This window comes from Wolbachia endosymbiont of Bemisia tabaci (assembly GCF_003999585.1).
GTDB lineage: Bacteria > Pseudomonadota > Alphaproteobacteria > Rickettsiales > Anaplasmataceae > Wolbachia.
The window spans coordinates 595,628-618,300 of the sequence record NZ_CP016430.1 but is presented as its reverse complement, the minus strand read 5'-3'; the positions used below and the strand labels follow the sequence as shown (position 1 = coordinate 618,300).

The 22,673-nt window shown below is 33.5% G+C and carries 20 protein-coding genes, 2 tRNA genes and 1 pseudogene; 13 read left to right on the top strand and 10 right to left on the bottom strand.

Annotated features, from left to right (window positions below):
- Window positions 1–4 precede the first annotated feature (4 nt).
- Together BBB02_RS02890 and BBB02_RS06395 are read left to right on the top strand one after the other, a co-directional pair.
- Window positions 5–77: transfer RNA gene (locus BBB02_RS02890), tRNA-Thr, on the top strand.
- Window positions 78–188: 111 nt separating this feature from the next.
- Window positions 189–446 carry a hypothetical protein gene (locus BBB02_RS06395; RefSeq protein ID WP_245970191.1) on the top strand — a complete coding sequence of 86 codons (258 nt, stop codon included), beginning with the start codon at window positions 189–191 and terminating at the stop codon, window positions 444–446.
- Between the two features lie 537 nt (window positions 447–983).
- Here BBB02_RS06395 and BBB02_RS02875 read toward each other — a convergent pair.
- Both BBB02_RS02875 and BBB02_RS02870 read right to left on the bottom strand, forming a co-directional pair.
- Window positions 984–2,504 (bottom strand): acyl-CoA carboxylase subunit beta, encoded by a 1,521-nt coding sequence (locus BBB02_RS02875; RefSeq protein ID WP_127463919.1) that lies wholly within the window; start codon window positions 2,502–2,504, stop codon window positions 984–986.
- A gap of 206 nt (window positions 2,505–2,710) precedes the next feature.
- Window positions 2,711–3,553 carry a hypothetical protein gene (locus BBB02_RS02870; protein ID WP_245970190.1) on the bottom strand — a complete coding sequence of 281 codons (843 nt, stop codon included), beginning with the start codon at window positions 3,551–3,553 and terminating at the stop codon, window positions 2,711–2,713.
- Window positions 3,554–3,868: 315 nt separating this feature from the next.
- On the opposite strand from BBB02_RS02870, the gene der reads away from it, so the two are divergent.
- The 4 genes from der to lpdA all read left to right on the top strand — a co-directional run bounded on the left by der (window position 3,869) and on the right by lpdA (window position 9,030).
- Window positions 3,869–5,194 carry a ribosome biogenesis GTPase Der gene (gene der, locus BBB02_RS02865; protein WP_127463918.1) on the top strand — a complete coding sequence of 442 codons (1,326 nt, stop codon included), beginning with the start codon at window positions 3,869–3,871 and terminating at the stop codon, window positions 5,192–5,194.
- A gap of 133 nt (window positions 5,195–5,327) precedes the next feature.
- Window positions 5,328–6,356, top strand: coding sequence for a hypothetical protein (locus tag BBB02_RS06390; RefSeq protein WP_245970189.1), 1,029 nt, complete (start codon window positions 5,328–5,330; stop codon window positions 6,354–6,356).
- 91 nt (window positions 6,357–6,447) lie between these two features.
- Window positions 6,448–6,921, top strand: coding sequence for a disulfide bond formation protein B (locus tag BBB02_RS02850; protein ID WP_127463917.1), 474 nt, complete (start codon window positions 6,448–6,450; stop codon window positions 6,919–6,921).
- Between the two features lie 723 nt (window positions 6,922–7,644).
- Window positions 7,645–9,030: a dihydrolipoyl dehydrogenase gene (gene lpdA / locus BBB02_RS02840; RefSeq protein ID WP_017531871.1), complete on the top strand. Its 1,386-nt coding sequence runs from the start codon at window positions 7,645–7,647 to the stop codon at window positions 9,028–9,030.
- Window position 9,031: 1 nt separating this feature from the next.
- On the opposite strand, the gene BBB02_RS02835 is transcribed toward lpdA, so the two are convergent.
- A complete protein-coding gene (locus BBB02_RS02835; protein ID WP_127463916.1) occupies window positions 9,032–9,406 on the bottom strand; it encodes a hypothetical protein in 375 nt (124 codons plus the stop codon).
- A gap of 73 nt (window positions 9,407–9,479) precedes the next feature.
- On the opposite strand from BBB02_RS02835, the gene BBB02_RS02830 reads away from it, so the two are divergent.
- The gene (locus BBB02_RS02830) at window positions 9,480–10,496 is read left to right on the top strand and encodes a UDP-N-acetylglucosamine--N-acetylmuramyl-(pentapeptide) pyrophosphoryl-undecaprenol N-acetylglucosamine transferase (RefSeq protein ID WP_127463915.1); all 1,017 of its coding nucleotides are present in this window, start codon (window positions 9,480–9,482) and stop codon (window positions 10,494–10,496) included.
- Here BBB02_RS02830 and gshB read toward each other — a convergent pair.
- Window positions 10,481–11,407, bottom strand: a complete 927-nt coding sequence (gshB, locus tag BBB02_RS02825) for a glutathione synthase (RefSeq protein ID WP_127463914.1) — start codon at window positions 11,405–11,407, stop codon at window positions 10,481–10,483. The two genes, BBB02_RS02830 and gshB, sit on opposite strands and share 16 nt — an antisense overlap.
- 63 nt (window positions 11,408–11,470) lie before the next feature.
- On the opposite strand from gshB, the gene bcp reads away from it, so the two are divergent.
- Window positions 11,471–11,938: a thioredoxin-dependent thiol peroxidase gene (gene bcp, locus BBB02_RS02820; RefSeq protein ID WP_010403789.1), complete on the top strand. Its 468-nt coding sequence runs from the start codon at window positions 11,471–11,473 to the stop codon at window positions 11,936–11,938.
- 8 nt (window positions 11,939–11,946) lie between these two features.
- Window positions 11,947–13,026 (top strand): DNA replication/repair protein RecF, encoded by a 1,080-nt coding sequence (gene recF / locus BBB02_RS02815; RefSeq protein WP_127463913.1) that lies wholly within the window; start codon window positions 11,947–11,949, stop codon window positions 13,024–13,026.
- 3 nt (window positions 13,027–13,029) lie between these two features.
- Here the strand turns inward: recF and BBB02_RS02810 are convergent, their stop codons facing one another.
- The 3 genes from BBB02_RS02810 to BBB02_RS02800 all read right to left on the bottom strand — a co-directional run bounded on the left by BBB02_RS02810 (window position 13,030) and on the right by BBB02_RS02800 (window position 16,588).
- Window positions 13,030–14,202, bottom strand: a complete 1,173-nt coding sequence (locus BBB02_RS02810) for an aspartate kinase (RefSeq protein ID WP_127463912.1) — start codon at window positions 14,200–14,202, stop codon at window positions 13,030–13,032.
- Between the two features lie 89 nt (window positions 14,203–14,291).
- Complete coding sequence (locus tag BBB02_RS02805) at window positions 14,292–16,010, bottom strand: monovalent cation:proton antiporter-2 (CPA2) family protein (RefSeq protein ID WP_127463911.1); 1,719 nt, start codon at window positions 16,008–16,010, stop codon at window positions 14,292–14,294.
- A gap of 5 nt (window positions 16,011–16,015) precedes the next feature.
- Window positions 16,016–16,588, bottom strand: a complete 573-nt coding sequence (locus BBB02_RS02800) for a thioredoxin family protein (protein WP_127463910.1) — start codon at window positions 16,586–16,588, stop codon at window positions 16,016–16,018.
- 102 nt (window positions 16,589–16,690) lie between these two features.
- On the opposite strand from BBB02_RS02800, the gene tmk reads away from it, so the two are divergent.
- Window positions 16,691–17,284 carry a dTMP kinase gene (tmk, locus tag BBB02_RS02795; protein ID WP_127463909.1) on the top strand — a complete coding sequence of 198 codons (594 nt, stop codon included), beginning with the start codon at window positions 16,691–16,693 and terminating at the stop codon, window positions 17,282–17,284.
- 25 nt (window positions 17,285–17,309) lie between these two features.
- On the opposite strand, the gene BBB02_RS02790 is transcribed toward tmk, so the two are convergent.
- Window positions 17,310–17,990: a hypothetical protein gene (locus BBB02_RS02790; RefSeq protein WP_127463908.1), complete on the bottom strand. Its 681-nt coding sequence runs from the start codon at window positions 17,988–17,990 to the stop codon at window positions 17,310–17,312.
- Between the two features lie 358 nt (window positions 17,991–18,348).
- A tRNA-Met gene (locus tag BBB02_RS02785) sits at window positions 18,349–18,425 on the bottom strand.
- A 96-nt stretch (window positions 18,426–18,521) separates the two neighbouring features.
- On the opposite strand from BBB02_RS02785, the gene BBB02_RS02780 reads away from it, so the two are divergent.
- Together BBB02_RS02780 and BBB02_RS02770 are read left to right on the top strand one after the other, a co-directional pair.
- Window positions 18,522–20,378, top strand: a complete 1,857-nt coding sequence (locus BBB02_RS02780) for a ComEC/Rec2 family competence protein (protein WP_245970188.1) — start codon at window positions 18,522–18,524, stop codon at window positions 20,376–20,378.
- Window positions 20,379–20,684: 306 nt separating this feature from the next.
- On the top strand, window positions 20,685–21,650 hold the full coding sequence (locus BBB02_RS02770) for an IS110 family RNA-guided transposase (RefSeq protein WP_015587822.1): 966 nt from the start codon (window positions 20,685–20,687) through the stop codon (window positions 21,648–21,650).
- A gap of 93 nt (window positions 21,651–21,743) precedes the next feature.
- On the opposite strand, the pseudogene BBB02_RS02765 reads toward BBB02_RS02770, so the two are convergent.
- Window positions 21,744–22,292 (bottom strand): annotated as a pseudogene (locus tag BBB02_RS02765) (hypothetical protein); the annotation flags it as partial.
- 179 nt (window positions 22,293–22,471) lie between these two features.
- Between BBB02_RS02765 and BBB02_RS02760 the strand changes: the two are divergent.
- On the top strand, window positions 22,472–22,673 hold a 202-nt coding region (locus BBB02_RS02760; protein WP_179948517.1), incomplete at its 3' end, for an adenylosuccinate synthetase.

Genomic DNA, 22,673 nt, shown 5'->3' with positions numbered 1-22,673 from the left:
ACTTGCCGTTGTAGCTCAGGTGGTAGAGTACGTCATTGGTAATGACGAGGTCCCAAGTTCGAGTCTTGGTAACGGCACACTGAATTGTACTCATGTTGTTGTATGTATTCAACGTTTATGATTGTGAGACATTGAAGCTGCCTGTATCTATTATAAAGTAATTAGTGAGGTCTAAAATAGGAAAACAAATGGTAGAAAATGTAATTGTAGATTTATCGCACTGGAAGCAGGATATAGATTTTAAGTTAGCGAAAGAAGATGGAATATTAGCCCTAAAAGACAGGAAAAACGACTTATTGGATAAGCTTTTTGCTAATTGGCAAAATAAACAAAGACAACTTTTGTATATTTGTATATCTTTGTTAATAGTTAGTATCCTACTTATATACTCCCATTTAAAGTCTTTTGCACAGTTAGCTGGTATAATTACGAGTATCTTTACTTAAAATCAACTACAAAGTTTAAAAGAACCAAGGTTATAGAGGTTTTCTATATTCTTATCAATAGCGCTGTTACTACAGTAATAACACTAAGAATAACTATAAGTTTCTTTGAATGATAGTTGAATTTTGATAAAAATTTTGAGACTGTAAAAACCGCAGGTACCAGTTGGTTTTTATTAGCTAAAGTAAAGGTCAAGTATCTGGAATTCTGAACATAAAATCCCCCTGTGAAAAAAAGATTAGAAAAAAATGCAGTGCACATACGACAGAAATTAAGTATGTGTGTATGCACCCACATACGCTGAAGAGGATACGCTACATTTTTTTATGAGTTTGATAAAAAAGTCTGCAGACAAAGATAAATTTTTGAGCTCTAAAAGTATCTCTAATTGTCATTATAATCAGACTTAAAATATGCGGAAGTAATTTTTTAGCTATAAGAATACATTGTAGAAAAAAGGAACCCAAAAGTTAGCGTTATTGGTAATCCAACTTGGTGTAACGGCACTGTAGACCTTACAATAAAGACTGAGAGGAAAATTACAAAGGAAGATTATCATGCTTCTTCCATATTCTTTCTACTTTCTTGTTTTTAAGTAGTTCTAGTGCTTTGTGAAAGTGATACCTTGTTTTACTTGGCACTATTATATCATCAATATATCCATGTGATGCAGCAAAAAATGGGTTAGCAAATTTTTCTTTATATTCTTTAATTAGTGTTGTTTGCTGTTCTTTTTCATGCCTAAATATAATTTCAACTGCACTTTCAGGGCCCATTACAGCTATTTCAGCGGTTGGCCAAGCATAATTTATATCACCTTTTAAATGCTTTGAGTTCATAACAATATATGCACCACCATACGCTTTTCTAGTGATAAGGCTAATTTTCGGCACGGTCGCTTCAGCGTAAGCGTAAAGCAGTTTCGCTCCGTGTTGTATTATATTATTGTATTCTTGATTTGTGCCAGGTAAAAACCCTGGAACATCAATAAGTGTGATGATGGGAATGTTAAACGCGTCACAAAATCTTACAAACCTCGCAGCTTTTCTTGAAGAGTCAATATCCAAGCATCCTGCAAGGTGCATAGGTTGATTTGCAACAACACCAATAGTATTTCCTCCAATTCTGCCAAAGCCAATTATGATGTTACGAGCAAAATCGGGTTTTAGTGCAAAAAATTTCCTTTCATCACACACCTTTTCAATGAGTTCATACATATCATAAGGAGTATTAGGATTACTAGGAACTAGAGTGTTCAAAGATTCATCAACATCATCAATTAAATCGCAGATTGGTACAGTTTTTGGCAACTCTTGATTATTTGCTGGCAAAAAGGTGAAGAATTTTCGCATTTCTAGTAGCATTTCAACTTCATTATTGAATGCAAAATCTGTTACTCCTGTTTTGCTCGTATGAATTTTTGCTCCACCGAGATCTTCGTGGCTTACGTTCTCGTATGTAACTTTTTTCACTACATCTGGTCCGGTTATAAACATGTATGAGCTATTTTTTACCATGAAAATAAAATCGGTTAGCGCTGGAGAGTAAACTGCCCCACCAGCACATGGGCCCATGATTAGAGAGATTTGTGGTATAACGCCTGATGCATTTACATTCCTTTGAAAAATTTCTCCGTAACCAGCAAGGGAATTTACTCCTTCTTGGATTCTGGCTCCACCAGAATCGTTTAGTCCGATAATTGGAATCCTGGCATTAATTGCCATATCCATAATTTTGCATATTTTTTTTGCATGTGATGCACCAAGTGATCCACCAAAGACAGTAAAATCCTGAGAATAAACAAAAACTTTTCTACCATAAATAGTGCCATGGCCAATTACAACTCCATCACCTAAAAAATCAGCATTTTGCATACCAAAATCAGTTGCGTGATGTTTCACAAACTTATCATACTCTTGAAATGAATTTTCATCGAGCAATATACTCAGCCTTTCTCTAGCGGTTAGCTTTCCTTTTTCATGTTGCTTGTTAACTCTATCAGGACCTCCTCCTTTTTCGGCTTCTAATGTTTTAGTTTCTAGTATTTGAAAGTCCTGCATATCAAGAGGAGTAATTCTTCAATTAATTAAGTATACATTACTTTTTTGAAGTGTCTATTTTTGACATAAACACCTTCTCAAGATCTAACGAAATTGATGAAACTGCGCATATTGACTGTAACTATCACAAACAGATTTATAGTCTAGCATTTTAAACGCCAAGCAATTGTACACTGTTTAACAGTGTACATGCTTTGTCTATTAGCTTACATTGTTAGAACTTCCTGAGAATGCTGAGATAAATTAGTATCGTCTAGAGTAGAAGAAGGAGCATTGCTTTTTGTTTGCACAAAGCTTTTGGCAGCTTCGATGACCTTGCTTATACGAGGCTCTTTTTCTAGCTCTTCACAATGCTTTGAGAAGATTTCACAACTTTTGTCATCCATATGCACCATTATTTTATCAAAACTTTCAGCTTTTTCAGAAGATAAAATCATTTCGATCTTTTCATCACCTACTTTAAAGGTCATTTTTACTTTGCCTTTTACATCGTGATATTGACCATCTCTTATTTTTATTGCATTATCTTCTCCAACTTTTAGTATTCCCTCTAAATTTTGAAATTCTGAATTGCTTAAAAATTTCGCGGGAGTTACAGTACTGTTTTCTGAGTATTTTACAGAGTAAAATACATTATCTCTTTCTACTATAAATCTGTCTTTTTCACCATGATCAATACTTTTGCTTACAATCTTCTTTAGATTTGATAAGTAGTCTTCACGTTTTTTCAATACATTTTCTGGTAAGAATTTCATAAACTCTTTGCTTACATAATTACCTTTTGAGACTAGATCATGCACTTCTGATAAAACAGTCTCTAGTTTACGTTTGCCGTCCTCATTAATGTTTGCGTCATTATTTTTGAGATGGTGAAGCTTCTTTATCATGAAATCTAGTATTGATCCATCTCCTCTGCTTACATAAACTGGTGCGCTAAACATGATCTTTTTTTGCTTCGAATCTTTTATAGATTTTAAAAACCCCTCTGCCATGTTTTCTACAGCCACAGTTATAGGTTTATCTGATGCTATGTTATATTCAAACTCCACTGTATATATCTTGCGCAACTCAGCAAAGATGTCGTCTGCTATCTTTTCATCAACATGCTCATGTATTGCTAAGGTTGGTGTAAACTTTTCCCCAAATCTTTGTGAATTTTTTTTAATACACTCTCGTGTAACTTTTGTTGTTCTAATTCTAAACTTTGTACTTGCTCTAAAACTGTCATACTACCCTCTAATTTTATATAATAAACTTAGGACGAAATATTCTAGTTTTAGGATAAGTATATAATCTATCAAGTCAATAGTTAAATTAAAAAATTTTGATTATAATTTACTATGTATAAAACACGCTCTTAAACTATGCTGAAAATAGTCATAATAGGCCTTCCAAATGCAGGCAAGTCAACTCTATTTAATAGGCTAGTAAGAAGAAAAGCAGAGGTGGTTAGTGACATTCCAGGAGTAACGAGAGATAGGCGTGAAGGAATTGGAAGAATTAGTGATTTAGAGTTTAAAGTTATAGATACAGGAGGATGGAATGACCAAACCAGTTTTTCACTACAAGTTATTGAACAAATAGAGTTTTCTTTATTAAGCGCAGATGTAATTTTTTTCCTTGTTGATGCAAAAGTGCAAAATGAGCAGAACAAAGAATTTGCAAAGTGGCTGAAGAGAAAAACGAACAAACCTGTAATACTAATAGCAAACAAATGCGAAAGTCATAAATCGGAAAACGTTGATTATTTGCAGTTCTTCAACTTCATAGGTCCGGTGTATATCTCAGCCGAACATAATCTTGGTATGATTGATCTTTATGATGTATTAGCTGGTGTTATTGAAGATTTTAACAAAAAAACTGAGCTGCCTGAAAGTGAGTCCATTAGACTGAGGATTGCAATCATCGGTCGCCCAAACGTTGGAAAATCAACTTTTTTAAACAGTTTACTTGCAGAAAATAGACTAATAGTAAGCTCAAAACCTGGTACCACGCGGGACTCTGTGGATATTTCATACGACCATAATGGGAAATTAATCACTCTCATCGATACTGCGGGAATCCGCAGAAAGGCAAATGTTGTTGATAACTTAGAATCAAGATTTGTTGAAAAAAGTATAGAGTCAATAAAGCGCTCTCATGTAGTGATTTTAATGCTAGATTCCTTGCTTGGCGTTGAGCAGCAGGATTTATCAATTGCTGAAGCTGCAATTAAAGGGGGGAAGGGAATTATCATTGTTTTAAATAAGTGGGATTTAATAGGTAAGGATGACAGAAGTAAGTTAATAAAATTTGTCAAACAACAGGAAGTGACTCGGTTATTTTTGGAAGTGCCAACTGTAACAATTTCTGCATTGAAAGGTATGCGCTGTGGTGATGTGATAGATAAGTGTCTTGAAGTGAGTGAATCCTTAAACAAGAAGATCAGCACTGCAAAACTGAATAATTGGCTAATAGATGCCGTGGAAAAACATTCTCATCCACTTATAAAAGGTAGAGCAATTAAAATGAAGTATATTGCTCAAATTGGCACCAAACCTCCAGCTTTTTCTCTGGTATGCAACGTCCCTGAAAGTGTTGATGAGAGTTATAAACGTTATTTGACTAATGGTCTTAGGAAAAATTTCTTTGCTCACGGCGTACCAGTCAGATTACTTTTGAAAAAGAACAAAAATCCCTATGTAAAGTAGATAATCTTGTTTTATTAATAATATAGCTTTTTATCTTGGGTAATATTATTAGTAAGTAAACAATATTACCTAAATAAGTAGTTGATAAATTAATGTTATATAGTAAAGTATTAACTTATTTAGTACTTTTGCTATGAATTATAAAGGACAAGATTTAAGGCCTGGATTTCCACATACTTTCACAGTTGAAACACCTTTAGTATTTCAGTGGCTTCCAAGGCGATATGGATATCCGATCCCAGAAAAATATTTGGAGAGATTGAGCGAATGGGCAAAAAGAGAAGATACGCGTGTAGTGAAGTTAGTAATAAATGGATCTGGTTTTACTCCTACGCAACGTAAAGAGTTGGAGAATAAAATATCAAACAGAGAGTTTAACCCAAACAAAAACATAGAGCTTATAGACTTTAATGAGCTGGATTTAGGAGAGTATGAATTTAGCTTTCACTTACAAACAGATAAGAAAACAGAACTATCTAAATATCCTTTATACACTGTATCTCAATATTTCAAAGATCTATACTCTATTCCAAAAAGTAAAAGATTATCTTTTGGTGTTGAGATAGACAGTATGCGTATATTTATGTTGTTGGTATTGAAATCTCCTATGATCTATTTTGATTTTGATATCTTACCTAAAGAAGATAAGAAAGTTGGTGAGATTGAGGCTAAGCAGGGCTTTTTGGTTGCTGAAAATGACAGAAAAGGTTATGACTATGACGGTATGGCAAGTATTGAAAATGCTATCATTGCTGTAAGCGATGCTGGTAGAGTAAAGGTTACGGAATTTTATAATGAGATAAAGCATAGATTTCAAAAGTATTATCCTTTGTTTAAGTTATCAGAACATGAGATTTACAAAATTATGGAAGAGATAGTATATTTCACTCTTTCTAATGACGTTCTTCTTATATCTAGCTATCAAGATTATAACAAACGTTACAATAGACGTTTGGAAGAAGCAAGATTGCTTATGCAAGAAACATTTGGGTTTAAAACCAATGGAGGAGAAGTTGATATTCAATATGACAATAGCTGGACGAAAAACAAGGATGAATTGTATACCAAAGAAGAAATTGCAAAAATAGATAGTGATACTAGAGTTGTAACTAGCATGCAAATCAAATCAGTATCCAGTTGTGAGAATATGTATAGAGGTTAAAAGTAGTAGAGTAACACATAGTAAGTGGGTTACATGAAACGTTGTCAAACAAGAGTTGACTCTTCACAGATATTGTAGTAATTCATTAACTATGTCAGATGTAAATAACAGTTCCATAATTTTTCTCTTATCAAGCGCTGTCGCTTTAATTTTTGCATATGTGCTAGAGTATTTTTTCAATATGCTACCGTGCAAGTTATGTATATACGAGCGAGTAGTTTACTATGCTGCAGGGCTACTTGCAGTTGCGTACATGTTCAAAGACAACAAAATCCTAATCTATGCGATGTTTTGCAGCTATCTCATTGGTGCAATAATATCTTTTTATCATGTAGGTCTTGAGCTTCACCTATTTCATGATGTTTTAGGCTGTACAGAGCAAGCAAGTGGTAACGTTAGCATAGAAGAGCTAAGGAATAATCTATTAAACCCTAACTACTCTCCATCTTGTGGCAGACCTCATTATATTTTTGGTGTTTCGTTAGCAACATGGAACTTAATTTACCTTATAGTAGCTCTATTCTTATCAGGTAAAATGTATTGTAGAGAAAAAAATAAGGTATAACAGTAACTGAACTTAATTTACCTTATAGTAGCTCTATTCTTATCAGGTAAAATGTATTGTAGAGAAAGAAATAAGGTACAACAGTAACTGACTCTGTACTTGTGCGTTACTTGGTGCCGCCTATTCTCCGTAATTTAAAAATTTGGCAAATCATACCCACTGATTCTTGAACAGCTGTACGAACATTATGGTTCAGCATGCCAGTGCCCTCTTTCTTGTTATCCGAGTAGCTGATACTGGGATTCAGTTTGTCCATAGTCTCACCAAAAACGTTGTGTTTTAGCATAATTTTGTGCTCAATATGCTTATTTGTAGTAAAGATTCCAGCATCAAGTGCTGGCCTGAAATTTTAGCTATAAATATTAAGAAATTTACTAAATAAAAAAAGACAAAAGAAACCCCGTATAGCGAGTTTTGACCCTATAATAATTTAAATTGGCGTTGTAATAATGTGCTAGCGCTTATTTTAAGTGCGATTTGGCTGAATGTAGAAAAAATAAAAAAGACATGCAGCTGCTATAATTTTATGTAATTTGCCAATAGATATCTGAGTTTTTTACTGAATTTTGTCGTTGAGACTGCGCGGATCAAAAACAAGGATAAATACTCTTATTGATATAAGAAGAAAAGTGGGAAGGTTTGTCAAGCCGCTTCTATGCACCTGAGCATTGATCATACGGGTTCCATCTGTTATATATAGTTTTTTGTATACGAAGAAAACTGATGAATGAGTATGATATTACAGTTATAGGTAGCGGTCCTGGTGGTTATATAGCAGCAATTAGAGCGGCGCAGCTTGGACTTAAAACTGCAATTGTTGAAAAGGAGGAAAATTTGGGTGGTATATGCTTAAATTGGGGATGTATACCAACAAAATCGCTACTTAGAGCATCTGAAATTTATAGATTAATAAGAAGATCAGAAGAATTTGGCATAAAAGTAAAGGATGCAAGTTTTGATATACAATCAATGGTGAAATATTCAAGGAACGTTGTTGGCAAGCTATCAAGTGGTGTTGAGTATTTGATGAAAAAAAATAACATCAAAGTCCATCAAGGCTTCGGTAAACTTGCAGGTAATCGTACTATAAAAATTCTTAATGACAAAAAGGAGGAGGAAATTTCTTCCAAGCATATCATTTTAGCAACAGGTGTAAGGGCAAGAAATCTTCCTGGAATCGAAGTAGATGGAGATTTAATATGGAATGCACAGCACGCTATGACTCCAAAGAAATTACCAAAATCTCTACTAATCATAGGTTCTGGTGCGATAGGAATAGAGTTTGCAAGTTTTTATAGTACTTTGGGAGTTGATGTAACAATTATAGAAGTAAAAGACACTATTTTGCCGCTGGAAGATAAAGACATTTCAAATTTAGTACAAGAGATATTTACAAAACAAGGAATAAAAATATATACGAGCAATAGTGTAAAAACTTTCACTAAAAATAAAGACTCTGTTCAAGTGCAGCTAAGCGGTGGTGAGAATAGAGAATTTGATAGAGTAATTGTTGCAGTTGGCGTGCAAGCAAACACTGAAAATATAGGTTTAGAAAATACAAAAATTAAGTTGAGTCCTTCTGGTTTCATTGAAACGAATGAGTGGTATGAAACAAGTGAATCAAGTGTGTATGCAATAGGTGATGTAGCTGGTCCCCCATGTTTAGCGCATAAAGCAAGTCATGAAGCTGTAATCTGTGTTGAGAAAATTGCCGGTAAAAATGCTCATAAGTTAAAAAAAGAGTGCATACCAAATTGCACTTACTCTCATCCGCAAGTAGCAAGCGTTGGCCTTACTGAGGAACAGGCAATAAAAAGTGGATACGATATAAAAGTAGGAAAATTTCACTCCAACTTTAATGGTAAATCTATTGCACTAAGTGAAACTGAAGGTTTAGTGAAAACAATTATAGACAAAAAAACAGGCGAACTTCTTGGAGCTCACATGATAGGTGCGGAAGTAACAGAGTTAATTAGCAATTTCGCTCTTGCAAAGCAACTAGAGGGAACAGACTGCGACATAAAATCTACGATTTTTCCTCATCCAACTATTTCGGAAATTATACACGAATCAGTACTTGCTGCAGATGATGAGTCGTTAAATAGTTAAGCTAACGATCCATTGTTTTAGAGCTACAATTATCCTGATTAGGCGATTCAATTCTAATAGATTGATTACCAATATCAGATTTTTCTAACTTTTCTTTTAACCCTTCAGCTGCTTCTTTCACTTCAAGCTTTTTTTCCTGATTAAGATCCTCTGGGCTTTTTCTTTTACTGTTTAAACCTTGTTGTCTATCAATATTTTTATTGAGTTGTTCTTGCTGAGGTAGATCAACAACTGAGTTAAAAAGAGCTTTTATTATGTTTTTTAACAATCCTATAAAACCTCTGCTTCCGCCTTCTCTTTGCTCTTGAGGCTTATTTTTTACGTTAGATTCTTTTTTACTGTCACTACTTTTAGGCATTTTTAACTCAACTATCATAAAGCTTGATAAAATTTTACATGCAGATTATTAAAAAATAATTAACAATCTATTATCAAATTACTACTCACAGATGACTATTATTCTAGCAACAGGCGGTACAGGTGGACACATTTTTCCAGCTATAGCAAAAGCACTAAAGGTACAAGGGCACAATTGTATATTATTCACTGATCAAAAAACCATCAATGTAGAAAATTATATTTTACCATTGTGCAAGCCAAGTGGCAACAAATTGAAGTTTCTCTTTTTGTTAATGTATAGTTGTGTATTAGCACTGTATCAAACGAGAAAATTAAAACCAAAGCTAATCATTGGTTTTGGTAGCTACGCTTCTTTTCCAACTCTTCTTGCAGCAAAGATTCTTTCTATACCTATAATTTTACATGAACAAAACACAGTTTTAGGGAGGGTAAATAGATTCTTTTTCAAGAGTGCAAAATTAATTGCAACTAGCTTTCCAGAGACTAAGTATGCAGAAGGTAGTAAATGCGTTTTTACAGGAAATTTTGTCGATATAGAAGCACAAGGCTATTCTAGAGCTGAAACAGTTTTAAACGTGTTAATAATAGCAGGCAGTCAGGGTGCAAATTTTTTTGATGATGTAGTGAGCAGCGTAATTTGTGATCTACCTGTTGAAGTAAAAGAGAGGATTAGAGTAACGCAGCAATGTACGAAGAAAAATATAAACAAGGTCAAGAGTCTATACAAAAGTGAAGGAATTGATTGTGAGTTAAGTGAGTTTTTCGATGATATGGAAAATAAACTGGCCAATGCTCATTTGGTAATTAGCAGAGCGGGGGCAACTTCAATAGCAGAGATTACTCTTGCTGAGCGTCCTGCTGTATATATTCCTTATCCTCACTCAAAAGATAACCATCAATTTTATAATGCAAAACATATTGAAGATTCGGGAGCAGCTGTAATAGTTGAGCAAAATAGTAACGCGAAAAAGAATCTAGGAGAGTTGCTAGTTGATTTATTGCAAAATTGTCAAAAATTGCGTGATATGGCTAATAATACTAAGAAAACAAGAATAAGGAATGGAGTTACTGAATTTATTAAGGCAATAGCTCAAGAACTTAGTTGACGAATTGCTTTTTCTTCAAATGCATCCCATAGTTCTTTTTCTAGTGATTTACTATACAACTTATTGATATAAACTACTCCCGTAGGCGAAGTTGTGTTAATTTCAAGAAGGAAGTCATCTATAATATCAATGCCAACGAATATTAGCCCTCTTTTCTTTAGCTCAGGACCAATTTTATTACATATTTTGTTGTCTCTATCATTCATTTGGGCAGGCTCAAAACTTGCTCCGAGTCGCATATTTGTTCTGATTTCTCCGCTAGACTTTGGAACTCGCTTCATTACTCCTATTGGCTTTCCATCCAGTAGCAGTATTCTTTTATCTGTATTTATCTTTTTACAAAATGCTTGTGCAATCACAGGACATTCATATTTTGCAATCATGAGATCAACTACCACTTGAATGCTATTTTGGTCTTGTATTCTTACTACGTCATTTCCTCCATAGCTATATAGTGGTTTTAAGATGATATCTTGATAGTCGTGACAAAAATTTCTAATCATCGATATATTTTCAGTGATCAAAGTTGGAGGAATTAGCTCTAGAAATAGTGAAGTAATTAATTTTTCAGGACAGTTTCTTATTTCTGTTGGATTATTTATTACTAACGCAGTAGTCTTTTCTAAGATATAGGTTGTTGTAATGTACCGCATATCAAAAGGTGGGTCCTGCCTGATAAGTATGATATCCATTTCATTCAAATCTATAGTTACATCTTCTTTAGAAGTAAAACCAAAATCATCAACGCTGACTTTCTGAGCAAGAGCAATTGACTGATTTAACTTGAGTGCTAGATTATTAGGAACATAGACAAAAATTTCGTGCTTTCTCCTCTGCGCTTCTTTTATTAATGCAAATGTAGTATCAGTTTCAAAGTTTATACTTTTATCCATTTGAAAAGCTACTTTCATTTATCCTCCCTTCCTATTACAATATACTACAGTACCATAAAAGTGTTAATAATGGAGCAAAGTATGGAATTAACAGTAGGAAATAATGCACCTGATTTTAGTTTGCCAACAGATTCTGGCGAAATTTTATCGCTGAGTGAATTTTTTGATAAAAAAAATGTAGTCCTTTATTTTTATCCTAAAGACGATACTCCGGGCTGTACAATGGAGGCAAAAGGCTTTAGGGACAAAATAGAAAATTTCTCTTCTCTTGACACAGTGATAATTGGTGTATCAAAAGATAGTGTTAAGTGCCACGCTAACTTCAAAGCAAAATATTCTCTGCCGTTCTCTTTAGTTTCTGATGAAAACGCTGAAATGTTGGAAAAATATGGTGTTTGGGTAGAGAAAAGTATGTTTGGCAAAAAGTATATGGGAATAGAGCGTACTACTTTTTTAATAGATAAAAAAGGTAAAGTAGTGAAGATTTGGAAAAATGTAAAAGTTAGTGGACATGTTGATGAGGTTCTAGAGGAAGTAAGGAGAATATAAATTAAAGAATGACTACCCATTGCTATATAAAAAAACTGAAATTATATAACTTCCGTAGTCATTCAAATTTTGAACTGGATTTAGACGATAGACCAGTTGTGATAACTGGCCAAAATGGTATTGGAAAAACTAATATACTTGAAGCAATCTCATTGCTTGCTAAAAGTAACGGAATGAAAAAAGCAAAAATCAGTGAGATGCAAAATAGACTCAGCAATGAAGATTGGGTAGTGTACTATGATTTTTTTAATGGAGCAGAGCTTAGATCAATTGGTATAGGAAAGAATTTTAATAAGAAATTAATACAAATTGATGGGAAAACGCAGTCAAACTACTCATCTTTGTATAGAATATCTAATGTAATATGGCTAATTCCACAAATGGACTATATTCTTCTTAATTCTCCAAGCGACAGGTTAAAGTTTTTAGACCGTATAGTTTCACTATTTGAAGAAAATTACACCTATTGCTACATGCAATATAGAAAAGCTAAACATGAGCGAAGTAAATTGCTTAGAGAGAATATTTTGGACGAAAGTTGGCTCTCTAGTCTTGAAACCGTAATGGCTACCAATGCAATTAATATTTTACGTATGCGATTGTCTGTTTTAAAAATACTACAGGGCACAATTGATAACCATTCTTGTGAGTTTTTTCCAAAGGCAAGTTTGAAATTTAGCAGCCAGCTAACTTTGAACGATTCTGCAGAATATTTTCAGAATCGTCTAAAGGAAAACAGAGAAAAAGACTCATTAATTGGTAGAGTAACCTTTTCTATACATAACGATAATTTTCGAGTTTTTTGCCAAGAGAGAGACATACCAATAAATCTGTGCTCCACTGGAGAGCAAAAGTTATTGTTGCTTTCTATTGTTTTATCCAGTGTAAAAGCAAGGTGTATTTATTATAATAAGGCACCACTTCTTCTGCTTGACGATATAATGTCGCACTTGGATAAACATTACAGAAAGGCGTTAATGGAGGAGGTGTTAAGCATTCAATGTCAAACTTGGATAACTGATGTAAATCAAGATAATTTCAATAACTACCTTTGCTCTTTCAAGTTTTTTGAATTATCAAGTAAATAAATTTCAAGCGTGCTGGTATGCATCAAGCTCATATTCAGTATGTAAATCTCTAATTAAAGCCTCAGCGTGTTTTTTTTGAACAACTATACTGATCTTGATTTCGGACATTGTGACAGCAAGTATTTCTATCTTTTTTTCGCTTAAAACCTTGAGTGTGCGGTACATCACTTCAGTGTTAGACATAACACCAATACCAATTATTGAAATTTTAGCTATATTATTGTTTACGACATAATTTTCATTTTTGTTCAATAACTTTGTCATTAAATCAACATCAAATTTGGAAATCAAAAAGCTTGACCCATGTATCATGTCAATTTTAACGTTTGCTCCTGCTATATCTTTTAAAGTATCCAGAGTATTTGCAAAGTTAGTAAAAGTTACAAGAGCTTCGTGAGTGCTATAAGTTATTCCAGTAATTAAGTATCTTTCCAATACATCCTTTTCGTGTAGTACTGTAGTGCCTTCTACTTCCTCAAAAGTGGATAACACTTGCACCTTAATATTATGCTTCATTGCAAGTTGTACTGAACGATTATGCAATATTTTAGCACCAGATGACGACATCTCCAATATTTCATTGTAAGAGATAGATTTAAGCTTGCGTGCCCTTGGAACAATTTTTGGGTCTGCTGTATATATTCCGTCAATATCAGTAAAAATTTCACAAGTCCTAATACCAAAGACTACAGCAAAGGCAATTGCTGAGATGTCAGATCCTCCTCTACCAAAAGTAGTGATTCTATCATCGTGTATACCCTGAAAACCAGCAATGATTGCAGCAGTATAACCCTCAGCAAAAGATCTTTTTACATGGTCAATTTTTATCTTTTTTATTTTAGATTCAGAATAAAAATTATCCGTTAGAATTGGTAACTGCCAGGCGAGCCATGATTTAGCATTAACTCCAACAGACAGAAGAGTGATAGCTAATAAACCGCAAGAGATTTGTTCTCCTGCTGAAAGCAGGACATCATACTCTGATAACTCTTGTCTACAATTTAAATTTGAAATTTGCCTGGCTTGAAAAGCCATTTGGTCAGTGAATCCTGCAGCAGCAGATACAACAGCAATTACATTATAACCTTTTTCAATATCGTTTTTTATTAGATTTGCAACTCGATTTAAGTCAGTTAGCGAAGTACCACCAAATTTTTTTATTATTATTTTGTTCATAGTTACAATAAGGTCAATTTCACCTTTCTAGAGAGTATAGTTGCTTAATTAAATGTGTTTTTCTGGTCACTAATTAAAGTGATAGAGGATTATTCATCTTTATCACTACCAAGGTCTTTTAACATACTGTAGTTGCCTTTTCTAAATTTACCTTTTAAAGATGTAACTCCGCTTTCGCTAATACCACTTAAACTTAATGCTGCTCCACCTAGCTGCAATCCAATTTCAGACGTTTCGGGAATAATTTTACTAGCCCCTAGATCTTTATAAACCTCCACATTATTCAAATCTGGTAAACGTATTATAATATTTACATGAGGGAAGTTTGTTGAAACTAGAGAAACTATTTTCTTTATAGTGACTTCGTTCTTTATTGAAACCACAAGAGCTTGAGCTCTTTCTATTCCTACTGATTTTAAAATTTCATATCTTGTAGCATCTCCAAGATATATAGGGAAACTGTCATTTTTTCCTTCTTTCACTATTTTTGATTGAATATCTACAACAACATAACTTAAATGCTCTGCAGTAAGCATTTTCGTTACCATATATCCCACTCTACCAAACCCGGCAACTATTACGTGGTTATAAAGATCTTGTGTGTCTGTTTCGATTGCTTCATCGTCTAGTATTATTTTTTCAGTGCTAAATGAATTTGCTATCCAGTCTCCTATTCCCGATAAAAGAGGAGTAAAAGCCATAGTTACTGTAGTTACCATCATAAGCACTTGAGCGATTTCACTTGATAGTACATCTAATTCATCTGCTAAACGGAATAAAATAAATGCAAATTCACCGCCTTGTGCAAGCAGTAATCCAGCTTGTATTGCAGGTGCACTTCTAAATCCAAAAAATCTACACAATGTATATATAATGGACGTCTTTAAAACGATAAGGATAATTGATAATAAAGTAACGAGTGGTAACTTATTGAGTAAAAGGTCAATATCAATAGACATGCCAACAGTCATAAAGAATAAACCAAGAAATAAGTCTTTAAATGGCAATACTGCATGCTCTACCGAATTCCTGTGTTCTGTTTCTGCAACTAGTAACCCAGCAACAAATGCGCCTAATGCCATTGATAAATGAAATTGTTCAGTAATAAATGCTGATCCTAATATTATCAGAAGTGTTGTTGATATAAAGATCTCATTACTCTCCATTTTGGCAATAACCGAAAACAATGGTCTCAGTAATAACCTACCAGTTACAAATATCAACACCAATGCAATAGCTGCTTGCACTAATGAGCCTGCCAACGAGCTTATTAAGCTGTGTTCAGAATTGCCAGTAAGCAGAGGCACTAGTACTATTAGAGGTACCACTGCAAAGTCCTGCATTAGTAGCACTGCTATTGACAATCTACCAACTTGGCTTGCTTGAGAACCCTTTTCTTGCAGAACCTGCAACACTATTGCTGTTGAGGATAGTGCAAGTCCACCACCGATAACTGCTGCTATGTTTGTATTTACTCCAAAGGCAAGAGCAATGCACCATATTGCTATCATGGTAACTATAACTTGAAGGGAACCAAACCCAAACACATGCCTACGCATAGCGATAAGGCGTTCAAATGTCAATTCAAGACCTATAATGAACAATAGGAAAACTACGCCAAACTCTGCAAAATTATCCATTACTTCAACTGAATTTATCAGATTAAACCCATGAGAACCAATCAACGCACCTGCAACAAAGTAACCAAGTACTGGGCTAATATTCATTTTCCAAAACGCTATGACTATAAACACAGCAGCAGAGAGTAAAATTATAATATCAAACAAATGCTGAGAGCCGCTGTGCATAATATTCAACCTGTAGAATTAGACCATTTTATTGAACAACCAATGCTTGATTTTTGGTCAACTGGAGGATTGCTAGTTTCTGCAATAAATTTCATGGCTTGAAATAAATCACTACTTCCTACTTCGTAATTTTGAACTTTCTCTTTTTTTGTGTTGTTAAAACGCCCGCGATAGCAGAGGGCTAGTTTGGAATTAAAGCCAAAAAAATCAGGGGTACAAACAGCACCATACTCTTTAGCTACTTCTTGGTTATTGTCAATCAAATATGGAAATGTAAACTTATTTTCCTTGGCAAAATTAATCATGTTTTCAAAGGAATCTTCTGGGTACTCATTTGCATCATTTGGCATGATTGCAACGGTGTTTACCTGATAATCTTTTTTTAACAAATTAACATCACTTACTAGATTGCTAATAATTGATTGAACGTAAGGACAGTGATTGCATATAAACATTACAATGAGACCATTTTCCCCATAGCAGTCACTTAATGTATAATATTTGTTATCCACTCCCAGGAGATTGAAATTCTTTGCAGTAAAGTCTAAATTTATCTTAGGAGTGTCTAGCGTAACCATAGCTCATAGAGAATTGTATACCATAATTTATGATCTTATTGCTTAAATGTCAAATGGTTTCTATGTAAACTGTTTGCATTTAGCATTGTAATTATAAAATTTATGTTCATAACCTTTGAAGGAATAGATGGTTCTGGTAAAACAACACAGTCTGAGTTACTTGCAAATTATTTCAAGCAAATTCACGGTGAAAATAATGTCGTATTGACTAGAGAACCAGGTGGTACTGATTTTGCAGAAAAAATAAGAGGATTACTACTTAAGGATAATATTGATCCTATTTCTGAACTCTTGCTGCTTATCTCGATGAGGCACGAACATATGAAAAAATTAATATTGCCAGCTTTTTTAGAAGGGAAAATAGTGATTTGTGATCGGTTTATTGACTCAACTATTGCGTATCAAGGGTATGGACTAGGTGTTGACTTAAGTCTAATAAGAGAATTACACAAATTAGTGGAAATTAAATATCCAGATATCACATTTATTTTAGATATTGATGTTCAAGTTGGACTCAGCAGAGCAAAAGACAAAAATAAATATGAAGAGATGAACGTTGATTTTTATAATAAAGTTCGAGAAGGATTTCAAGAAATAGCTAAAAAAGAACCCAAAAGGTGCAGTGTTATTACTAAAATTGAAACAAAAAGTGATAATCACGTACAAAATGAAATTATTGATATTGCAAAAACTTAGCTACACGCATTGAACTTTTGCTAGTTTAAACAGTTACCATACCAGCCTGTAGCAAAAAATTGTCAATTTTAGGTGACATTATTTCATATGAAAGACTCTCTTTTTGATTATCTAAAAAACTTTGTATTTCATTTTTAGGTTTTTCACTTATTGTTCTATATATTCTTGCGCGATTAATTAGCTCATTTCTAATATTCTTATTGCTTGCTTCAGTTATGGTAAAAAATTGATCAAAGTGATTTAACAGATCCTCGTCTTTTATCGAGGATGCAACGCTATCAATGTCTCTTACATATAAAGCAAGTTTGTGCGCTTTGCTACGATCCTCAAAACAAAGATTAATCAGTATGTTACAAAACTTATTTTTTGTGATATCTCTTGTTTTTGCTAGCAAAGATTCGATCTCGTCTTGGCAACGCACTCTCTTAACTGACTCAGCAGGTTCAACCATACCTAGAACATTTTCTACTACAGATTTTTTCTCACAACCAAAAAGAAACGTATAATATCCCATAGATAGGGTCAAAAGAAGGAATATAGCTGGAAGCAAGAAAGGAGCAAGTACATTTTGCGATCCAGGAAAGATAAACCAAACAGCAGTTGCTGCTGATACAGCTAAAAATAACCCTGACATAACGAGTTTTATTTTTCTTCTGTATCCGTTATCAATAACTGTATTTACACCAATAAAAGCTACATCAACCATTGCTCACACCTCACTAAAAGTAATATTAGCTTAATAATAGCATTGTTGTGATAAGAAATCAATATTATGAATATTTTAATTAATTTATAAAATCATCCAACCAAATAGAAAAAAGGCAAAAGAAGTCCCGAATAGCGAGTTTTAATAATTTAAATTGATAATGTACTAATAAGCGTGATTTGGCTAAATGTAGAAAAAATAAAAAAAGCCACTATAATTTAATGTAATTCACCAATAAATACCTTAGGTTTTTTACTGAATGTTACGATTGAGCCTACAGGTCAAAAACAAGCTTTGAGTCAGAAATATCATTGCTATTATAATTAAGAGAAATCGCGATGTTTGTACAATTGAAAGATGGTTGCGGGAGTAGGATTTGAACCTACGACCTTCAGGTTATGAGCCTGACGAGCTACCGAGCTGCTCCATCCCGCGTCGTTGCTTATTTATTATTATATGCGTAATAATAATAAATAAAAGAATAAAATCACACTATTACATATATTTATATATCTATTAACCTTTCTTAACATGATAGTAAATTATATACATAACAATCTGTGCAATGAAAAATATAACTTGATATTGTGGTTCCCTGTTTTTCAGTGTGCAGGAATTTTAACCTATTTCTCATTAAATTTTGAACCAAGCTGTGCTTTCACTATATCTATTTTTCTCTTGCTTTCACCTATACTAATTCTGATTGCAATATTATACAGGAAATACGCAATATTATGCATTTCTTTAATTGCAGTGCTCATAGGATTTACAGCCAGCAAATTCAGAACAGATTCAGTTAATACTCACATTCTTGATAAGGAAAGGTATGTGAAAGATATTGTTGCTACAGTGAAGGATATTAACGATAGGGGCTCATATAAACAATTTTTGCTTTATGAAATAAAAAACACGAAGTTCAAGCTGGATAACATCAGAATATCAGTTAAAACCAAAGCGGAAGAAGGCATTAAAATAGGGGATCAAGTAAAATTATCAGCAAAACTCTTTCCTCCAAAAATTGCGCCTTCGGAATATGCATATGATTTTGCAAGAATAGCATATTATCAGAAAATAAGTGCAACAGGCTTTGCAACAAGCAAAATAGTCCTGTACAAAAAGGCTGAAGCAAGAAAATTTCAAGAGTATATAGAATCTTTCCGTCAATATATCTATGAAAACCTACAGCAAAATACCAAAAAGCCACACGCGGACATAATCTCTGCATTATTAATTGGCAAAAAAGACGGGATAGATCAAAAAACTATGAATGCGATACGAGATTCAGGTATAGCACATTTATTCGCTATATCTGGTTTACATTTATCGTTTGTTGCTGGTCTATTTTTTATAGTATTCCGTAATTTATTTGCAATATCTGAAACTTTGACTCTTAAATATAACACTAAAAAAATATCTGCATTCTTTACTATCTTGCCAACTACCTTTTATTTGTTGATTACCGGTATGCAAATTTCTGCTCAGCGTGCCTACATCATGGTGATCTTGGTACTTGTTGCAATAATCATAGAAAGGAAATATCGAGGATTAATAGCAATTGCGTTTGCTGCTTCGGTGATACTCATAGTGGAGCCAGAAGCAATCTTAAAGCCAGGTTTTCAAATGTCATTTTCTGCTGTTTTGGCACTAGTTGCCAGCTATCAGATCAATGCTAATAAGTTATTCAAAATAAAAATAATAAAATATTTTGTGTCGATAATGATCAGCTCAATAATAGCAAGTTTAGCAACTGTTCCGTACACAATATACAATTTTAACTATTTTTCAATCAGTGGCATTATCACAAATTTGATTGCTATACCAATAGTTACACTCATTATTATTCCACTTGGAATAATCTATGTTTTATTGATTCCTTTAGGTACTCAGTGGATTATAACGCCTCTCATGGAACGCCCAATTGACAGCGTTTTATATATAACAAACGCAATTGCCAGTCTTCAGTATTTGGTTATTCCTATTCGCACTTTTCCTGCCTCATTAATTATTATAATAACGCTTGGGCTATTATGGTTATGCTTGTGGGAAAGGAATTGGCGTTTCTTTGGAATTTTCTTTATTGTGCTAGGTATTTTCTCTAGCGCTATGTATACAACTCCTGACATTCTAGTCAGTGCTGATAATCTTGCTGTAAAAGAAGATGACAATTTACTATATTCCCTTACTAGAAAAAACAGAAATTTTGTTGTCAAAACGTGGGCAAAGCAAAACGGGCAGAATCAAATTGTGAATCATACTAAATTCAGTAATTCAAACAAAAGGCTAAAATGTAATGATTATGACTGTACATATAATAAAGGAAATAATAAGTCAGTGTTGCTAGCTCATAAAAGAGAAGATATTTTTATGCAGTTGTGGTCGGTGCAGTAAATGTTTAGCGCTTTTTTAGGACTGTGTGGAGTTAAATTACAACTACTGAGTGCGGCATGAGATTCATTAAATATACCAGCCCCATACCCTTATATGTTAAAAACAAGTCTTTATAAATGTCACGAAATAGCAGTATAAAGACACGCAGAGAGGAGGAACCGTCCATACTCTTGGTCATAAGGACCGTCTTGCAGCAAGGTTCTCCTCTCTGGTGTATTATACTGAAAGTTCCGAACAACTGGTTGAGTTTTTAGGCTCGTATATAAGGGTGGAAAATGCAGTATACACATTATTTATGGAGGAATTATGAATTTATCAAATATTATTACTGGAATTGATATTAGCAAAAATAAACTAGACATCCACATTCATCCACTTGGACATCATAAAGTATTTGAAAATAACGTTCAAGCTATTGATCAAATAATCGACTTTTTGCGTTTACATAACGTAACCAAAGTTGGACTTGAAGCAACTGGTGGGTACGAAAAATTATGTGCTTATACTTTATTAAGCCATGGTTTTGAAGTATATGTCATTCAACCAAGATGGGTGAGAGATTATGCAAAAAGCCTTGGTATTGCTACTAAAACTGATAAAATAGACTGTAGCATCATCTCACGTTATGTTAGTAATACAGACATGCGTGTCACTCCTTTAAAAGTTAGTAGTATTGACTGTTTGAAGCAAAAATTATCTCGCAGGAATCAACTAGTAGAAATAGCAAAAATACAAAAAACCCAAGCTCATCAAGTAACCGATTTATCTATAATCAAACAAATGGAAGAGCTACTTGCAGTTTTACAAAATCAAATTCAAGTCTTAGAAGATGAGGTAATGGAATTAGTCGATAAAAATCAAGAGCTTAAAAAAAAGTACATGTCAATAACTAGTATACCTGGTGTAGGTGCAATAACAGCTATTACTTTTATTTGTTATCTACCCGAGCTTGGAACTCTCCAACATAAAGAAATATCCAGCCTTTCCGGAGTTGCACCTTTTAATCGAGATAGTGGTTTTAGTAAGGGAAAAAGGTGTATTCAGGGTGGTAGATCACAAATTAGAAAGGTTTTACATATGTGCATTCTTAGTGCGCAAAGGTACAATTCTTATATAAAAATCTTCTTTGATAGGCTATACAATCAATATAAAAAACCATATAAAGTTGCTTCTACTGCTACAATGAGAAAATTACTTATCCTTGCTAACTCTTTAGTAAGAGACGGTAGACTGTTTACTGAGGAGTATAGCCCTAAAACTGTTTCTATATAGTAATAGCATAGCTGTGAATAAGTACGCCCACACAAATTTTAAGTACTTATTCACAGCTACATCAATTTTTCTATTGACTTTTAACACAACTGCTGCTTGATTACAATTGGTGACTAACTCTTCTAAAATAGCATCACTTGGAACCTTTGCTTCAGCGTATCTAAACATTTCCTTGAAAATTTCCTTTGCTAATGCACGGTAATCTTTTTTGGAGAATAGATGATAAGAGCTTCTCCCTGCGTTATAAAATCTCTCAAATTCCTTTCTATATTCATCAATTTTTTTCTCATCAGCAACTGTAGGGCTATTACAATGATTTTCCCAAACTTCAGATAGTCTATCTTGATCAAGCTCCCTAAGTACTGGTTCCATAAAAGCTTTACCTTCTTCAGAGAGGTTATCAAAATTATCACGGTTAAAAATCTCATTTTTATAATCTTTAGCTCCTTCCTTAAATGCAATAATAAAATTTTTATCTATTTCTTTTTCATTAATAATAAAATTCATTCTTTGAAAATCTAAGAACATTGTTTCACCGGAATTCGCTAATTTATTATCTTGATCTGCTCTTAATTTACTAAAATTGAATTCTTTAGCTGTGGCCTTTAATCTAACTACCGGACTCTTCTTTGCCTCTTTCATAATTAACACCTTACTATAAATATGCTGTAAGTTGTACCATATAATGATGAATAATTTTATAATATATAAAAAAGTCGATAGTCTATTTCTTTATTTTAGGGATATAGGAAAGGCGTAGATTTCTCTTTTCATTTGTAGCATGCTGCATTAATATTTACGTATTAATCTAGAAAATAGTGATGAATAATATTGTAATTGTTGGTCTGCAATGGGGTGATGAAGGTAAGGGTAAAATAGTAGATTATCTTTCTGAGAATGCAGATGTAGTTGTGAGGTTTCAGGGGGGAAATAATGCAGGGCATACTATAGTAGTAGGTGATAAGGTGTATAAATTAAATTTACTGCCCTCTGCTGTTTTGAGACCAGGCAGAATATCTATCA

Excerpts from the sequence above, each read along its gene's own strand:
- BBB02_RS02830 (WP_127463915.1), top strand. The coding sequence starts at position 9,480 with ATGACTATTATTCTAGCAACAGGCGGTACAGGTGGACACATTTTTCCA.
- der (WP_127463918.1), top strand. The coding sequence starts at position 3,869 with ATGCTGAAAATAGTCATAATAGGCCTTCCAAATGCAGGCAAGTCAACT.
- gshB (WP_127463914.1), bottom strand. The coding sequence starts at position 11,407 with ATGAAAGTAGCTTTTCAAATGGATAAAAGTATAAACTTTGAAACTGAT.
- BBB02_RS06395 (WP_245970191.1), top strand. The coding sequence starts at position 189 with ATGGTAGAAAATGTAATTGTAGATTTATCGCACTGGAAGCAGGATATA.
- lpdA (WP_017531871.1), top strand. The coding sequence starts at position 7,645 with ATGAATGAGTATGATATTACAGTTATAGGTAGCGGTCCTGGTGGTTAT.
- bcp (WP_010403789.1), top strand. The coding sequence starts at position 11,471 with ATGGAATTAACAGTAGGAAATAATGCACCTGATTTTAGTTTGCCAACA.
- BBB02_RS02770 (WP_015587822.1), top strand. The coding sequence starts at position 20,685 with ATGAATTTATCAAATATTATTACTGGAATTGATATTAGCAAAAATAAA.
- BBB02_RS06390 (WP_245970189.1), top strand. The coding sequence starts at position 5,328 with ATGAATTATAAAGGACAAGATTTAAGGCCTGGATTTCCACATACTTTC.
- BBB02_RS02835 (WP_127463916.1), bottom strand. The coding sequence starts at position 9,406 with ATGATAGTTGAGTTAAAAATGCCTAAAAGTAGTGACAGTAAAAAAGAA.
- BBB02_RS02800 (WP_127463910.1), bottom strand. The coding sequence starts at position 16,588 with ATGGTTACGCTAGACACTCCTAAGATAAATTTAGACTTTACTGCAAAG.
- BBB02_RS02850 (WP_127463917.1), top strand. The coding sequence starts at position 6,448 with ATGTCAGATGTAAATAACAGTTCCATAATTTTTCTCTTATCAAGCGCT.
- BBB02_RS02780 (WP_245970188.1), top strand. The coding sequence starts at position 18,522 with ATGATAGTAAATTATATACATAACAATCTGTGCAATGAAAAATATAAC.
- tmk (WP_127463909.1), top strand. The coding sequence starts at position 16,691 with ATGTTCATAACCTTTGAAGGAATAGATGGTTCTGGTAAAACAACACAG.
- BBB02_RS02790 (WP_127463908.1), bottom strand. The coding sequence starts at position 17,990 with ATGGTTGATGTAGCTTTTATTGGTGTAAATACAGTTATTGATAACGGA.
- BBB02_RS02805 (WP_127463911.1), bottom strand. The coding sequence starts at position 16,010 with ATGCACAGCGGCTCTCAGCATTTGTTTGATATTATAATTTTACTCTCT.
- recF (WP_127463913.1), top strand. The coding sequence starts at position 11,947 with ATGACTACCCATTGCTATATAAAAAAACTGAAATTATATAACTTCCGT.
- BBB02_RS02875 (WP_127463919.1), bottom strand. The coding sequence starts at position 2,504 with ATGCAGGACTTTCAAATACTAGAAACTAAAACATTAGAAGCCGAAAAA.
- BBB02_RS02810 (WP_127463912.1), bottom strand. The coding sequence starts at position 14,202 with ATGAACAAAATAATAATAAAAAAATTTGGTGGTACTTCGCTAACTGAC.